Raw genomic sequence first — 13,909 nt, forward strand, 5'->3', positions numbered from 1 at the left:
CCCCGCCCCTACCCACAAAGCTGCGGCAGGGGCCGCGTATCGGGCGTGATTGCGTTGTCATTGTTGTAACGCCCGCCGGTCACATCGATGGCGGTCGAGACGACGCGGACCTCGTCCTGGAAGCAATACGCCGCCGGTGCCGGCAAAAACCGCGTGTTGCGGATCACCTCCTCAACCATGTTTTCACCTGCGCGGATGGCGTGTCCGGGTCCGACGCTGCCATCGACATAGCAGGTTACGCGCGGCGATGCCGGGCGCCCGCGAAAATCGGGCTCGGTGGCCCAGGAACAGGACAGGGTGCGGTAGCCGTCCATCATCATGCGCACCGGCATGGTGGCCGGAATGGAAATTACCATCTGCCCCGGTACGGCCTGCCAGCTGCCATCGTCTGCACGCCGGAAGCGGACCTCACGGGCGGTCAGCAATCCGGCATGACGGATACGGCCCGTGTCCATGAGGCTGACCGTTCTTTCCGCAACCGCCTGCAGGGCGGCGGCATCCCCGGCATCGGGCGGACAGCCGACATCGACCTCGATGATGCGGTATTCATCGCCCCGGCGGCGCGTTTTGACATCCAGGATACAGGCCGTTTCGGCCGGCTGGGCAGATTGCAATAGCAGGGCAAGGGCCAGTTCAATCATATTCAATCCTCCCCGGCCTCCGAACAGAAGGGAATGTCTGGAAACTCCGGAGCGCCCGCTTGGTCCTGTTCGAATGAATACTGATAAGTCATGGCTGCAGGCGCATCATGATTGACGTAATAGGTCCGCCTTATCGCCCGCCGCATCTCGTCAATGAACCGCCCCCTCATCTCGCTGGCCCGGCAGCTGATACAGATATTCCGAGGCTGACCTTCAACAATATCATAGGATGCCGAACAGGCCGCCGTGACACCCATCCGGCGGGCATAGTCAGGATACTCAGGTTCTATCTGAGTGATCACTCCGGGCTGCAGGCGCCACCAGACAAAATCCCCGTGATCTTCAAAGCGGTAATAGACTCGCCCCTCATTGTCCCGGCGGTTGATGTCCATCAGGGCCGGCTGCGCATCGCGAAGCTGGGCATACGATTGTTCACGCATGGCCTCGGCATTCTCGACGTCCGGACAGTCGGAGCGAATCCGCACGGGATGCCCGTAAAGCATGTCAAAGCGGACATCGCAGTATGCAAGGCCGGGATCGCCTTCCACACCAACGCCCTGGAGTGAGGAAGCGAATAACATCAAACTTGCCGGCAGCGTCCCGATCATCATCAATCCTCCCCGCTATCGGCACAATCCGGCACATCGGGAAATCCCGGCGAGGGGTTTTCGGGATGCGGAAAATCCACCCGGTAGGTCTGCGGCAGGGGCGTGCCCGTATTGACGTAATGCGAACGGCGGATGGCGCGCCGCATCTCGCGGATGAATTCGCCGCGGAAATCGCTCGCCCGGCAACGGATGCAGATATTCTCCGGCACGCCTTCAATCACGTCATAAGTCGCCGTACAGGCCCCGCTGACCGCGCTGCGATAGGCATTCAGCGGATAATAGGCATTGATGCGCGAAATCACGCCGGGCTGGACGCGCCAGACGGTTTCGCCATCAACCTGTTCGGGACGGAAGAAGACCCGGCCGGTCATGCCGCGCACGCTGAGATCATTCAGGACGGGCGTTGCGTCTCTGATCTGGCGGCGCACCTGGTCTTCCATCAATTCGCGGTTTTCAACATCCGGGCAGTCGGGAACAATGCGGAAGGCGCGCCCGCTGCGGGTCTGGAAAACCGCATCGCAATAGACAGTATCGGCCGCGGGGGCCGCCCCCTCCGGTGGCACAAACGCCGCCGACAACAGAAGGCCCAGAATCCACACCATGACACACTCTCCCCTGTGCTGGAGTACAACCCTAGCAATACAGAACGGGGCGTGTCAGCTTTTTTCAGGATTTCCGCCATCCGGCCCGGATCCGTCCGGATCCGCACCCTCCGCCGCGTCTTCCTCCGGCAGGATCACCGTGACCCGGCCTTCGCGCAGCGAGACCTCCGGCACATCCGCCCGTGTGAAGGCGACAAAGACGCGGCCCGACGGCGTATCGATTTCGAGCAGGTCACCGGCGCCGAAATTCTGCACCGCGGCAATCTTCCCCACCGCATCCCCCTCCGGCGAGACGGCATCGAGGCCCAGGAGGTCGGTAACATAAAACTCGTCATCCTCCGGCGCGGGCAGGGCCGCGCGCGGGGCAAACAGCTTTGTGCCGCGCAGGGCGGCAATGGCCTCGCGCTGCAGGCTTTCCCGGAAGGTGACGACAAAGCCGTCCTTCACCGGCCGCCATTTCACCGGCGTCAGTATCACCTTGCCCGCTTCATCCAGAAACGGGCCATAGCCGAAACAGGCCGCCGGGTCCGCCGTGAAGGACTGTATCCGGGCCTCGCCCTTCACGCCATGCGCGCCCTTGATCCGGGCAATGGTGATGAGTTTGTTCTCTGCCATTTGCGGTGTGGCTCCCACCCCTCCCCTTGAGGGGGAGGGTGGACGGACCGTCAGGTCCGGCCGGGTGGGGTGATGTTCCCACGACCCCCACCCCTGCCCCTCCCCACAAGGGGGAGGGGAAGAATGGCGTCGAGGAAAACTAGCCTTCTTTCTTGTCGTCTTCTGCCGCTTCGGCCGGAGCCTCTTCAGCAGCGGCTTCCTCGGCCGGAGCTTCTGCAGCCGCTTCTTCAGCCGGGGCGTCCTCGGCCGGAGCTTCTTCAGCCGGAGCTTCCTCGGCCGGAGCCTCTTCAGCCGGTGCCGCAGCCGCCGCCTTGGCTTCTTCTTCCGCCGCCTTCAGCTCGGCTTCCTTCTCGGCCTTTTCGGCGAGACGTTCCTGGGCTTTCTGGCCCGGCTTGCCCTTGTTCGGGTTGTCGCCATGCTTCCAGGCATAGGTCTCCGGCGCCGCTTCATGCATGAAGCGCGCAACGCGGTCGGTCGGGCGGGCACCCTTGGCATACCATTCGGCGATCTTTTCCAGATCGAGCTTCACGCGCTCGGCATCCTTCGGCAGCATCGGATTGTAGGAGCCGACACGGTCGATGAAGCGGCCATCGCGCGGGGAGCGCGAGTCGGAGATCACGATACGGTAGAAGGGACGCTTCTTGGAGCCGCCGCGCGACATACGGATTTTAAGTGCCATGTGTTTGTTTCCTTGAGTGTTATACGATTGAACTGAGATGATTATTTCTTGCCGAACCCGATCGGCAGGCCATCCGGGCCGAGTTGCGGTGCGCTGCCGCCCAGCCCCGGCAGGGTGGAGCCGCCGGACGCCGGCTTGTCCGCGCCGGGAAGGCCGGGCAGGCCGCCGGATTTGCCGCTGCCCTTCATGCGTTCCAGCAGCGCCGGATCCGGTCCGCCGCCCCCCGGCGGGGTAAAGCCGGCCATCATGCCGCGCGGGCCTTTCTTGCCGGCCTTCTTCATCATGTCGGCCATCTGGCGGTGCATTTTCAAAAGCTTGTTGACTTCGGGCACGCCGACGCCGGCGCCCGCGGCAATCCGCTTGCGCCGCGACGCCTTGATCAGTTCCGGCTTCTTGCGTTCCTGCTTCGTCATCGAGGAGATGATCGCGCCCTGCTTTTTCAGCAGGCTGTCATCCATGCCGGCAGCGGCGGCCTGCGCCTGCATCTTCTTGTTCATGCCGGGCAAAAGACCCATGATTCCGCCCAGACCGCCCATTTTCTGCAATTGCTTCAATTGTTCGGCGAGATCGTCCATGTCGAACTTGCCCTTCGCCATCTTGCGGGCGAGGCGTTCGGCCTTTTCCTGGTCGACATCTTCGGCGGCGCGCTCCACCAGCGCGACAATGTCGCCGCGGCCGAGAATCCGGCCCGCCATGCGCTTGGCATCGAACCCGTCCAGCCCGTCGACTTTTTCCGACGTGCCGACAAACTTGATCGGCAGGCCGGTGACATGGCGCATGGACAGCGCCGCACCGCCGCGGCCATCCCCATCCATCCGCGTCAGGACGAGGCCGGTCAGCGGCAGGCGCTCATGGAAGCGCCGCGCGGTTTCGACCGCGTCCTGACCGGTCAGCGCATCGGCGACCAGCAGGGTTTCGCGCGGGCGTGTGGCGTCCGAAATCGCCTTCGCTTCCGCCATCATCTCTTCATCGATGGAGGTGCGGCCCGCCGTATCGAGGATGACCACGTCATAGCCCTGAAGGCGGCCGGATTGCAGGGCGCGCTTGGCGATATCCACCGCGCCCTGGCCCTTGACGATGGGCAGGAAGCCGGCCTCGGCATGGACGGCCATCTGCTGCAATTGCTCCATCGCCGCCGGACGGCGCGTATCGAGCGAAGCGAGGAGGACTTTCTTCTTGTCGCGGGTCTGGATGCGGCGCGCCAGCTTGGCGGCGGTCGTGGTTTTACCCGAGCCCTGCAAACCGGCCATCAGGATGACAATCGGCGGTTCGCCGTCCAATGACAGGCCTTCCGGCTCGCCGGTCCCGCCCAGAAGCTCGACCAGCCCGTCATGGACGATCTTGATGACCTGCTGGCCCGGCGCCACCGCGCGGATCACGTCCTCGCCGACGGCGCGCTCCTTGATCCGGGAGATGAAATCCTTGACCACAGGCAGCGCGACATCGGCTTCCAGCAGCGCCACGCGGATTTCGCGCAGCGCGGCCTCGACGTCTTTCTCTGAAAGCGCGCCGCGTCCGGTGAGGCTGTCAAAAACCCCGGAAAGCCGTTCTGTCAATGCGTCGAACATGTGTTCGCCGGTCTCCAATCTCTGCTCCGCCCTTCGAGGCTCGCTTCGCTCGCGCCTCAGGGTGAGGTATGGTTTCTCACCTCATCCTGAGGTGCTGACCGCAGGTCAGCCTCGAAGGATCACGCCAACAAGACACGGGAAATACCACCCCGGTGAGCGAGCCTTCGCCGACCGCGGGACCTCGCCGGTGTCTCAGCACCGGTCAAGGCAAGCATCCCTGCTTGCACGTGTGAGCGGCGGGAGTTACGCGCCCGCGGCCCCGATGTCAAGAAATGCGGCCATCCGCCACTTGGAAACCGGTCAGGCCCGCGGCTAGGATGCGCACAGGGAGGATGCGGATGGGGCAGGAGCTGGAAGATCGCGACTATGTCGACGAGCGGGAATTCCTGAAACGCCTGCGGGCGGAAACCCGTCTTGTCTCTGACTGTTTCCGGGACGAGCGCTTTGAAACCTTTGACCCGCCCATGATCGGTGCCGAGGTCGAGGCCTGGCTGCTCGATGACAACTGGCTGCCCGCGCCGGAAAACGAAGCCTTTCTGGAGACGCTGCACGATCCGCTCGCCACGCACGAGCTCGCCCGCTTCAATTTCGAGCTCAATCTCGATCCGCACGCTTTGCCCGGCGGCCTGCCGAAGCTGAAAGACCAGATCGGCAAGCTCTGGGCCGATTGCACGCAAGCGGCCAGCCGCCATGCCCTGAAACCGCTGATGATCGGTATTCCGCCAACCCTGATCCAGGACATGCTGTCCGAGGACACGATGACACCCTCCAACCGCTACAAGGCACTCAACGAGCGCGTCATGGCGGTAAGAGGCAAACCTACACAGGTCGGGATCGCCCGCCGCGAACAGCTGGCACTCGCCCAGAACCATCTGATGATCGAGGCGGCCTGTACGTCCTTGCAGACCCATCTCACCGTCAACCCCGGCGAAGAGGCCCGGCTCTATAATGCCGCCCAGATCGCCGCCGGGCCCGTCACCGCCATTTCCGCCAATTCGCCCTTTCTCTATGGCCGCCGCCTGTGGGAGGAAACCCGCATTCCCGCCTTTGAACAGGCCATCGGCATTCCGTCTTTCCGGGCGCGCGATGGCGCCAAGGTCGGCCGCGTCACTTTCGGGGCGGGCTGGCTGCGCAAGGGCTTCATGGAGCTTTTCCTGGAAAATCTCGACGGCCATGAGGCCCTGTTGCCGATCATCGAGGCCGCGGCGCCGGAGAAACTGCGCCATTTCAAGCTGCAGAATGGCACGCTCTGGCGCTGGAACCGGCCGATCATTGGCGGCGATTGCGAGGGCACACCGCATCTGCGCATCGAAAACCGGGTCACACCGGCCGGACCGACCGCCATCGACATGGTGGCCAATGCCGCCTTCTTCATCGGCCTGACGCGCTTTATCGCCGCGCTGGAGACGCCCCCGGAAACACGGATGGAATTTGCAGCCGCGCGCGCGAATTTCTACGCCTGTGCCCGGCGCGGGCTGGGCGCTTCGGTGCAGTGGCTGGATGGCGATCTGCATGATGTCCAACGCCTGATTTATGATCAGCTGGTGGGCGCGGCGCAGGACGGGCTGACCGCAGCGGGCGTGCCGGAACATGAAGCAAAAGCTGTATTGAGCCCCATTCGCGAGCGGGCCAAATCCGGTCAGAACGGGGCGGCCTGGCAACGCAGCTGGGTCAATTGTCATGGCCGTGATTTTCAGGGTCTGGTAGAAGCCTATTACGGCAATCAGCAGGGCGGGCGTCCGGTACATACATGGCGGATCTAGACTTGCCCCTCCATCGCCTGGATGCCCTGCCGGATCTGTCGGCGATTGCCGCGCGCGATGTCCGCTCCGTGTTTCCGGAAAGCGCGCTGATTGCGCTGGAGGGTCGCCACACACAGCCGCTCTTCCTGTCTGTTCTGATCCACGGCAATGAAACCGTCGGCTGGGAAGCGTTGAAACGGCTTCAGGCCTGGCTGGCGGATCATCCCCTGCCGCGCTCCCTGCTGATCTTTATCGGCAATGTCCGCGCCGCGGAGCGGCAAGCCCGGATGGTGCCGGGACGCCCTGATTACAACCGCATCTGGCGCGCCGGAGAGACGCCCGAACATGATCTGGCCGCTCAGGTCACGGAGATCGTGCGCGGTGCCAGACCCTTTGCCGCCATTGATCTGCACAATAATACCGGAGCCAATCCGCACTATGCGCTGGTCCATCATGACCGGGCGGAAGATCTGCAACTGACCAGCCTGTTTTCGCCCAATGCCATGCTGACCCGCAATCCGCCCGGCACCTGCTCGGAAGCCATGTCGGCCTTCTGTCCGGCCATCACCGCGGAATGCGGCCATTCCGGCATCGCCGCCAATGAGGAGGCCGCCTTCAATCTGGTGCGGGATATTCTGCATCTCGACCACTGGCGCGGCGCGCCGGACCGGCCGCTGGATGTCTATACCGTGATGGGGCGCATCCTGATCGATCCGGAGGCCCGCATGGTCTTCGAACATGGCGCCCAGGGGGATGTCGAATTTCCGGCCAGCCTCGAGAAATGGAATTTCTTCGACCGCCCGGCCGGCTCCACCTTTGCCCGCATTCTCAATGGCGGCAATCCGGTGCGCGTGACCACCGAAACCGGCCAGGACGTGACCGGTCTCTGCTTTGCCCGCGAGGGCGACCGCCTGATTCTGAAGCGGGATTTCACGCCCGCCATGCTGACCACGAATGAAGCGGCCATCCGCGCCGACTGCCTCGGCTATCTGATGGAGAAAACCGGTTAGGCGCGCAGCCGCCGGGCGAGTTCCGGCAGGGCGAAGACCAGCCACACCGCCGCCCAGATATTGCCGAGAAGGGGCAGCGGGATGATCCAGAGCGCGGCGCGCCAGCCCTGTTTTTCGAACAGGGCGATGATCACGGCCAGAAAGAAGAAGCCGAGATAGAGATCAAACAGCGTCACCCGCCCCCACGGGTCGCTCATCAGCCAGCTGCCGGCCGCGCCGAAATCCCCGCCGCTCACCGCGAGCACGATCAACACGCCGAGCCCCAGCCCGCCCAGCGCCGTCAGTAGCCGCAATATCATCATCCCGTCCGCCTTTTCTGCCGGGGATGATTACGCTGCAGCGGCAGGGATGGATCAGTCATCACGCCGTCATCCTCCGGCTCGCTCTTTCTCCCCCTGCTTGCGGGGGGAGTGTCGCGTAGCGACGAGGGGGGCTCTTTGACATCGAGATCCTCCGGTTCCGCGCCGGCGCGGCCGGAGGAAGGCGCTTTGAATAAGGGCTGTGGATTTCCTTCTACCCGTCACCCTCCGACTTGATCGGAGGGCCCCGCCGGCTGACCCAGAGCACGGCCAGGAACAGGCCCTTCATGCGCGGCAGCAAGAGCAGGACGGCACCGGTAATCGCCACCGCCAGAACCGGATAGGTGATCACCGCCGGCCAGCCCGACACCGCCACGCCGAAAGCCAGCGGCACCAGAAACGGGCCCAGCGACAGGACCGTCAGCCAGGCCGGGCCGTCTTCCGCCTCGATCCCCGAATAATCCGTGGCGCAGACCGGGCAGGTCCCGACCGGCTTCAGATAGGCGGAAAACAGATTGGCCTGTCCGCAGCGCGGACAGATCCGCCGGAAGCCGCGCCAGGCGGCCGTCATCAGCGAAGGGGTGTCCGTGCCACTCAATTGCGTCCGTCCTCCATCCGCGGCTGTTTGCCTGCATGCGCCCGATGACTTCATCCGGCAAGCCTGCCGGGCGTCTGTGCCCGCGAAGGCGGGATACCCCCCACCCCTACCCCTCCCCACATTGGGGGGAGGGGAAAGAATTGTCTCGACGCTGAGCGTATTTTCCCCTCCCCTTGATGGGGAGGGTCGGCGATCCGTTCGGATCGGCGGGGTGGGGTGACATCTGGATGGCCCACCTCCGCCTTCCCCCGGCTTGCCTGCCCTCGTGAAAACGCGGGTCCGGAGGACCGCACCAATCCCCACGCGTCCGTCCGGGGTTAGACTGCGGGCATGACCGGTCCCCTGCCCCGCCCCGTGAGTTTCCGCGCCATCGCTGAGATCGTGGATAAAACCGGAATCGTAGTAGTAGTAGGAGACAAAATTCCGGAAAATTGGAAAATTGTGGCAAAGCCGGGCCGGTCAGCCGTCTTCCGGTTCGCGAACCGGGCACATATCGACCGGCTCACGGGTTTGCGCCGGAAACCGCGCCATCCAGCAATCCTCGAAAACCGAACAATAACAGACCTCGACCGAGACATCCTGCCGGGCGCGGTCAAGTTCCTGCCAGATCGCGTAGCCGACAGGCTGGGCCTCGGCATCCGGCCGGCGGAAGACAATGTATTCCACCTCTTCCTGCGGTGCGAAAAAGCGGCCCTCCACGGAATCAAACAGGAAGGCCATCTGCCCGTCACGGAAAGCCTGGTGGACATAAGACAGCCGGTCTTGCGGCGGAATGTCATCCGGTATGCAGCAGCGGGCGATGAATTCCGACGTATCCCGGACCGGCTCGCCATCCCAGATCAGCTCCATATATCGGACTTCGGCCGGTCCGATTCCGGTATTGGTGAAGCTGAGGGTCAGCCGCCACTCCTCCATCGGCAGATTGTAATTGCCGGTCCCGTACTGGATGACGGGCAACACACTGGCTTCCAGCGTCTGCCGCTGAACACGGCTCTGCTCGACAGCGACGAACAGCGACGCCACCGAAATCACCACCACGCTGACCGCCACGGTCAGCTCGATCATACGTGTTGTCGTCAGTCTCATGGCCTAGATCGTGGCCGGATCGCGGAACGTCTCCTCGTCCAGCTCGCCTTCCCATTTCGCCACCGTGGTGGCGACTGCGGCATCGCCGGTCACATTCACCACGGTGCGCGCCATATCCATCACCCGGTCCACCGGCAGGATGAAGCCGACGACCAGGGCAATCTGCTCCGGCGTCGCGCCGAACGTGCTGAGCACCGTCGCCAGCAGGAAAAGCGAGGCCGAGGGAATGCCCGCCGCACCGATCGACACCACTGCGGCGGTGAGCGCGATCATGAAATAATTCATCAGCGTCAATTCGATGCCAAAAGCCTGCGAGGCGAACAGCGCCAGAATGCCGAGATAAAGCGCCGTACCGTCCATATTGATCGTCGCGCCCAGCGGCAGCACCGAACCCGCCACACCCTTGGGCACCCCCAGATTGCGGCGCGCATTGGTGATCGTCACCGGCAGGGTGGCCGAGCTGGACGAGGTGGAAAAGGCCACCGCCTGGGCATCGAAAATACCGCGGAAGAAGCGGATCGCCGGCAGGCGCAAAACCACCTTGATCAGCCCGCCATAGATCAGGATCATGTGGGTGAAAAGGCCGAGATAGACCGTCAGGATCAGCCAGAAAATCGACTGGAAAGCCTCGATCCCGTAAGCCACCGTCGTATAGGAAATCAGCGCAAAAACGCCAAACGGCGCAAACTCCATGACGATGGTGGTGACTTTCAGGACGGCTTCGGAGGCGCTTTCGAAGAATTTGCCAACCAGCTCGCCCTTCGAGCCCGCCAGAAGAATACCGATTCCGAACAGAAGCGCGAAGAAGATGATCGCCAGGATATTGGCGTCCGCCATCGCCGCAGCGGGATTCTGGATGATCTCGAGGATCTGGTCCCATCCCGACGGGCGCGCCTGGGAAATCGCTTCCGGTGTTGCGCCGGCCAGCGCTTCGGCCGCACCGGCACCGGGGCGCATAATGGTCCCGAAGACAAGGCCGATGACATTGGCGAAGAAGGTTGTGACAAGATAGAGCCCGACCGTCATCAGGCCGAGCGTGCCCAGCTTGGCGGGCTCCTTCATCGCCACAACACCGGCGACCAGCGTGGTGAAGATGAGCGGCACGATCATCATCCGGATCAGCGCGATGAAAATCTCGCCATAGGGGCGGATATAGCCATCAAGGAAGGATTCGGCCTGATCGCCCATGAGCTGCTGAATCAGCAAGCCGAAGCCGATCCCCAGAACCAGCGCGCCGAGCACGCGCTTCCACAAGGTGATTCCAAACCAGAAATTGAACATGAAAACCGCCTCCCGCCCGGCCATTATGATGGCGGCAGACTAGGCCGGTTCAGGGCGGCGTCAACGGGCGCGTGTTGCGTCGAGAAGCTTGGCGAGCACGACATAGCCGGTCACGCCGGCCAGGGCTGCGCCTGCAATCATGGCAAACGGGCCAAGATCCCCCATCACATCAATCAGCGGAGCCGACATCAAGGGAAGAGCGATCAGCGCCTGGACGCCAAGGCGGCGCCAGCTGACATCCCGGTAGCCCAGAGCCCGGCGCATCGTTCCGGCCGAAAAATAGTGGCTGGCACGCGCAGCTTCGCCGCCATCATGACCATCTCGATCATGAGAAACGACCGCCTCGTATGGATTCTGGAACATTGCCATGAAAGTGACTATACGGACTTTTTTTTGAAAGTCAAAGCCCTCTGGATAACTCGTATTAAAGCACAAAAAACAATAGGTAAGGAGGTATTTACAGGGGTTAATGAATGCTAATGAAAAGTGAAAAGGCGGCCCAGAGGCCGCCTTTTAGGAGAAAAACATGTCAGTCCGGGTACGGATGTTATGCGGCCAGTGCGCTTTCAGCCTTCAGCACCGCCGCAATGGCATTGAGGGTCGAGGCGATCCGCACCGCCGTCTGGATCTGCTCGGCGCTGACACCATGCCGGCGCAATTCGGCCTCATGACTGTCGATGCAGGCACCGCAGCCATTGATCGCCGAGACCGCCAGTGACCAGAGCTCGAAATCGGCCTTGTCCACACCCGGATTGGCAATCACATTCATCCGCAGCTTGGCGGGCAGGGTCTTGTAATCCTTCGCGGACGACAAATGCACGAAGCGGTAATAGACATTGTTCATGCCCATGATCGCCGCAGCAGACTTGGCAGCGGAAATTGCTTCGGGCGAGAGTGTGTCCGCAATTTCTGCTTCAACGGCTCTGACAACCGCCGGCACGCCGACTGCATGCGCCGAAGCCAGGAATGTGCCCCATTTCTTCTGGTCGTCGAGAATCGTTTCCCGCGCCAGACTGGACAGGTTGAGCTTCAGATCCTTGGCGTATTCCGGCACTGCCGTCTTCAGAGCTTCAAGGCTCATTATATTTCTCCATTTGAAAGAGGAAAGATGCGCCCGCCCTTCGGGGGAGGCGGGCGGACGCATCTCCGGTCAGGTCGCGATGGGTTACGCGGCCAGGGTTTCGCCGCCTACAGCGCGGTTGCAGGGGCAGAGTTCGTCAGTTTGCAGCGCATCCAGGACCCGCAGCGTGTCTTCCGGATTACGGCCGACATTCAGATTGGTCACATAGACGTGCTGGATCACATTGTCCGGATCGACGATGAAGGTGGCCCGAAGCGGAACGCCTTCATCCGAGCGGATGCCCAGCGCATCGATCAGCGAACCGGTGGTGTCGGCAAATTGCCAGATCGGCAGTTTTTCGAGATCCGGATGATCCCGGCGCCAGGCCAGCTTGCAGAACTCGTTGTCGGCAGAGCCGCCCAGAACCACCGCATCACGGTCGGTAAAGTCCTCGTTGAGATCGGCAAACGCCTTGATCTCGGTCGGGCAGACAAAGGTGAAGTCCTTCGGATAGAAGAAGATCACTTTCCACTTGCCTTCAAAACTGTCCTGATTGACCGGTTCGAAAGCACTCTCACCATTTTCCTCGTGCTGCATGAAACCGGGCTTGACGCCTGTGATTGCAAATTCGGGGAGCTTTTCGCCTATTCCCATCATGATACTGACCTCGTTTCTTGTTTTCAGATTTTCGGGCTCTTCACCCAATCGACAGGGTCAGAGATAAGAGGCCGAGCGTCATAAATCCAATGAATTGTTTTTGGATAAGACATAGGCTATATCAATATCGTCATGACAATTCCCTTGCCGACGCTCCGCCAGCTCCGCTTTCTCGTCACCCTTGCTGATGAGGGGAATTTCTCTCGTGCAGCGGAGGTTTGCCATGTCACCCAACCGACCCTGTCGGCGGCCATAAAGGAGCTGGAGACAACCCTTGGCGTGACTCTGGTCGAGCGCGGTGCCCGCGGCACGACGCTCACACCGGCGGGAGAAGCCGCCCTGGACCGCGCCCGCTCCACGCTGGCAGAAGCCGAGGATCTGGTGCAGGCCGCCCGCGCGGCGGGGGAGCCGTTGAACGGTCCTTTCCGTCTGGGCGTCATTCCGACGATCGCGCCTTTTCTCCTGCCACGGCTATTGCCCGTGCTGTCGAACGCCCATCCAAAGCTTCAGCTCTATCTGCGCGAGGACCTGACCGACCGGCTGCTGGATGGTTTGCGCTCGCGCAATCTTGATGCTGCGCTCATCGCCCTGCCCTATGATGCCGCCGGGATTGAGGCGATTGCTGTCGGGGCCGACGAATTTCTGTTTGCCGCCGCGCCTGATCATCCCCTGTCGAACAAGACCACGCTGTCCGTCAGTGATCTGGGCGGAGAAAAGCTGCTCATGCTCGAGGACGGGCATTGCCTGCGTGACCATGCGCTCTCGGTCTGCGCGGCCGCCGCATCGCGGTCGGATTTTGCTGCGACCAGCCTGCACACGCTGGCCCAGATGGTGAAATCCGGTCTCGGCGCGACGCTCCTGCCGCGCCTTGCCGTGGAAGGCGGCGTGACCGACGGGCTGGGTCTTGTGGTCAAGCCCTTCACCCCGGCCATCATCGGCCGCGAGATCGGCATCGCCTGGCGCAAGGGCTCGGCACGTGAGGCCGAAGCCCGGCTGATCGCTGAATCGCTGAAAGAGGTGATATAAAAGCCCCTGGCGCTGACTGGGGGCTTTTCATTCCAGCGATTAGTTTAGCCCTGCAGCGAGATCTGCAGAAAGACGCTCAACCAAGTCAGGCATGCTTTGCACATCCCCATCATTCGCGCAGCGCCGATAAACCCGCACTCGCTCCCCTACGCGAAAATATTCCGAAGCGTATTCAGAGACGTACTCATTGCCATCATCTCCCTGCAAGACTTGCTGCGAAAGGGGAACAGCGCCGCGACTTGTATTGGCAACGCTGTGTCGTTCTTCCACAACGGTCGCCAAGGTTTCTCCGCAAGGCACTGCCCTCGGTTGCATCAAAATGATTAGTGACGTTCCCATGGAAATGGCGATGATCAGGCCGCCAACTCCGAAGGTTATCGCCCTCTTTCGCCCAACTTGCTTAGACTCTTCAAATTCGCTCATTGCGTCAATTCTAT

Annotated in this window: 17 protein-coding genes; 3 read left to right on the forward strand and 14 right to left on the reverse strand. The window is 62.2% G+C overall.

Going from position 1 to position 13,909, the window contains the following annotated elements; genetic code table 11:
• Nucleotides 1–8: 8 nt before the first annotated feature.
• From DBR16_RS12060 to ffh, 6 genes are all read right to left on the reverse strand, one after another.
• Nucleotides 9–641: a hypothetical protein gene (locus tag DBR16_RS12060; RefSeq protein WP_109261480.1), complete on the reverse strand. Its 633-nt coding sequence runs from the start codon at nt 639–641 to the stop codon at nt 9–11.
• 2 nt (nt 642–643) lie between these two features.
• Nucleotides 644–1,222 carry a hypothetical protein gene (locus tag DBR16_RS12065; RefSeq protein WP_125184561.1) on the reverse strand — a complete coding sequence of 193 codons (579 nt, stop codon included), beginning with the start codon at nt 1,220–1,222 and terminating at the stop codon, nt 644–646.
• A gap of 29 nt (nt 1,223–1,251) precedes the next feature.
• Nucleotides 1,252–1,851: a hypothetical protein gene (locus tag DBR16_RS12070; RefSeq protein WP_109261482.1), complete on the reverse strand. Its 600-nt coding sequence runs from the start codon at nt 1,849–1,851 to the stop codon at nt 1,252–1,254.
• 54 nt (nt 1,852–1,905) lie between these two features.
• Nucleotides 1,906–2,466 carry a ribosome maturation factor RimM gene (rimM, locus tag DBR16_RS12075; RefSeq protein ID WP_109261483.1) on the reverse strand — a complete coding sequence of 187 codons (561 nt, stop codon included), beginning with the start codon at nt 2,464–2,466 and terminating at the stop codon, nt 1,906–1,908.
• Nucleotides 2,467–2,605: 139 nt separating this feature from the next.
• Nucleotides 2,606–3,145: a 30S ribosomal protein S16 gene (gene rpsP / locus DBR16_RS14225; RefSeq protein ID WP_109261484.1), complete on the reverse strand. Its 540-nt coding sequence runs from the start codon at nt 3,143–3,145 to the stop codon at nt 2,606–2,608.
• Nucleotides 3,146–3,186: 41 nt separating this feature from the next.
• Entirely contained in the window at nt 3,187–4,713 is a 1,527-nt protein-coding gene (ffh, locus tag DBR16_RS12085) for a signal recognition particle protein (RefSeq protein ID WP_109261485.1), read from the reverse strand.
• Nucleotides 4,714–5,045: 332 nt separating this feature from the next.
• On the opposite strand from ffh, the gene DBR16_RS12090 reads away from it, so the two are divergent.
• Together DBR16_RS12090 and DBR16_RS12095 are read left to right on the forward strand one after the other, a co-directional pair.
• Nucleotides 5,046–6,476 (forward strand): glutamate--cysteine ligase family protein, encoded by a 1,431-nt coding sequence (locus DBR16_RS12090; protein ID WP_161539503.1) that lies wholly within the window; start codon nt 5,046–5,048, stop codon nt 6,474–6,476.
• A 2-nt stretch (nt 6,477–6,478) separates the two neighbouring features.
• On the forward strand, nt 6,479–7,465 hold the full coding sequence (locus tag DBR16_RS12095) for a M14 family metallopeptidase (protein ID WP_161539504.1): 987 nt from the start codon (nt 6,479–6,481) through the stop codon (nt 7,463–7,465).
• Here DBR16_RS12095 and DBR16_RS12100 read toward each other — a convergent pair.
• The 7 genes from DBR16_RS12100 to DBR16_RS12130 form a co-directional block, all read right to left on the reverse strand.
• Complete coding sequence (locus DBR16_RS12100) at nt 7,462–7,767, reverse strand: hypothetical protein (protein ID WP_109261488.1); 306 nt, start codon at nt 7,765–7,767, stop codon at nt 7,462–7,464. The genes DBR16_RS12095 and DBR16_RS12100 overlap by 4 nt on opposite strands.
• A 211-nt stretch (nt 7,768–7,978) precedes the next feature.
• Entirely contained in the window at nt 7,979–8,362 is a 384-nt protein-coding gene (locus DBR16_RS12105) for a DUF983 domain-containing protein (protein WP_161539505.1), read from the reverse strand.
• Between the two features lie 459 nt (nt 8,363–8,821).
• On the reverse strand, nt 8,822–9,448 hold the full coding sequence (locus tag DBR16_RS12110; protein ID WP_125184562.1) for a hypothetical protein: 627 nt from the start codon (nt 9,446–9,448) through the stop codon (nt 8,822–8,824).
• Nucleotides 9,449–9,451: 3 nt separating this feature from the next.
• Nucleotides 9,452–10,729: a dicarboxylate/amino acid:cation symporter gene (locus DBR16_RS12115; protein ID WP_109261870.1), complete on the reverse strand. Its 1,278-nt coding sequence runs from the start codon at nt 10,727–10,729 to the stop codon at nt 9,452–9,454.
• A gap of 60 nt (nt 10,730–10,789) precedes the next feature.
• A complete protein-coding gene (locus tag DBR16_RS12120) occupies nt 10,790–11,092 on the reverse strand; it encodes a hypothetical protein (protein ID WP_125184563.1) in 303 nt (100 codons plus the stop codon).
• A gap of 184 nt (nt 11,093–11,276) precedes the next feature.
• The gene (locus DBR16_RS12125; RefSeq protein ID WP_109261492.1) at nt 11,277–11,810 is read right to left on the reverse strand and encodes a carboxymuconolactone decarboxylase family protein; all 534 of its coding nucleotides are present in this window, start codon (nt 11,808–11,810) and stop codon (nt 11,277–11,279) included.
• A gap of 84 nt (nt 11,811–11,894) precedes the next feature.
• A complete protein-coding gene (locus DBR16_RS12130) occupies nt 11,895–12,446 on the reverse strand; it encodes a peroxiredoxin (RefSeq protein WP_109261493.1) in 552 nt (183 codons plus the stop codon).
• Nucleotides 12,447–12,578: 132 nt separating this feature from the next.
• Here DBR16_RS12130 and DBR16_RS12135 point away from each other — a divergent pair, with 132 nt between their 5' ends.
• Nucleotides 12,579–13,472 (forward strand): hydrogen peroxide-inducible genes activator, encoded by an 894-nt coding sequence (locus DBR16_RS12135; protein WP_109261494.1) that lies wholly within the window; start codon nt 12,579–12,581, stop codon nt 13,470–13,472.
• 39 nt (nt 13,473–13,511) lie between these two features.
• Here DBR16_RS12135 and DBR16_RS12140 read toward each other — a convergent pair whose 3' ends face one another.
• Nucleotides 13,512–13,895, reverse strand: a complete 384-nt coding sequence (locus DBR16_RS12140) for a hypothetical protein (RefSeq protein ID WP_109261495.1) — start codon at nt 13,893–13,895, stop codon at nt 13,512–13,514.
• Between the last annotated feature and the right edge of the window lie 14 nt (nt 13,896–13,909).

Origin of the sequence: Hyphobacterium indicum (assembly GCF_003129605.1) — a bacterium.
GTDB lineage: Bacteria > Pseudomonadota > Alphaproteobacteria > Caulobacterales > Maricaulaceae > Hyphobacterium > Hyphobacterium indicum.

Excerpts from the sequence above, each read along its gene's own strand:
- DBR16_RS12120 (WP_125184563.1), bottom strand. The coding sequence starts at position 11,092 with ATGTTCCAGAATCCATACGAGGCGGTCGTTTCTCATGATCGAGATGGT.
- DBR16_RS12115 (WP_109261870.1), bottom strand. The coding sequence starts at position 10,729 with ATGTTCAATTTCTGGTTTGGAATCACCTTGTGGAAGCGCGTGCTCGGC.
- DBR16_RS12135 (WP_109261494.1), top strand. The coding sequence starts at position 12,579 with ATGACAATTCCCTTGCCGACGCTCCGCCAGCTCCGCTTTCTCGTCACC.
- DBR16_RS12130 (WP_109261493.1), bottom strand. The coding sequence starts at position 12,446 with ATGATGGGAATAGGCGAAAAGCTCCCCGAATTTGCAATCACAGGCGTC.
- DBR16_RS12100 (WP_109261488.1), bottom strand. The coding sequence starts at position 7,767 with ATGATGATATTGCGGCTACTGACGGCGCTGGGCGGGCTGGGGCTCGGC.
- DBR16_RS12060 (WP_109261480.1), bottom strand. The coding sequence starts at position 641 with ATGATTGAACTGGCCCTTGCCCTGCTATTGCAATCTGCCCAGCCGGCC.
- DBR16_RS12125 (WP_109261492.1), bottom strand. The coding sequence starts at position 11,810 with ATGAGCCTTGAAGCTCTGAAGACGGCAGTGCCGGAATACGCCAAGGAT.
- rpsP (WP_109261484.1), bottom strand. The coding sequence starts at position 3,145 with ATGGCACTTAAAATCCGTATGTCGCGCGGCGGCTCCAAGAAGCGTCCC.
- DBR16_RS12110 (WP_125184562.1), bottom strand. The coding sequence starts at position 9,448 with ATGAGACTGACGACAACACGTATGATCGAGCTGACCGTGGCGGTCAGC.
- DBR16_RS12065 (WP_125184561.1), bottom strand. The coding sequence starts at position 1,222 with ATGTTATTCGCTTCCTCACTCCAGGGCGTTGGTGTGGAAGGCGATCCC.
- DBR16_RS12090 (WP_161539503.1), top strand. The coding sequence starts at position 5,046 with ATGCGGATGGGGCAGGAGCTGGAAGATCGCGACTATGTCGACGAGCGG.
- DBR16_RS12140 (WP_109261495.1), bottom strand. The coding sequence starts at position 13,895 with ATGAGCGAATTTGAAGAGTCTAAGCAAGTTGGGCGAAAGAGGGCGATA.
- rimM (WP_109261483.1), bottom strand. The coding sequence starts at position 2,466 with ATGGCAGAGAACAAACTCATCACCATTGCCCGGATCAAGGGCGCGCAT.
- DBR16_RS12070 (WP_109261482.1), bottom strand. The coding sequence starts at position 1,851 with ATGGTGTGGATTCTGGGCCTTCTGTTGTCGGCGGCGTTTGTGCCACCG.
- ffh (WP_109261485.1), bottom strand. The coding sequence starts at position 4,713 with ATGTTCGACGCATTGACAGAACGGCTTTCCGGGGTTTTTGACAGCCTC.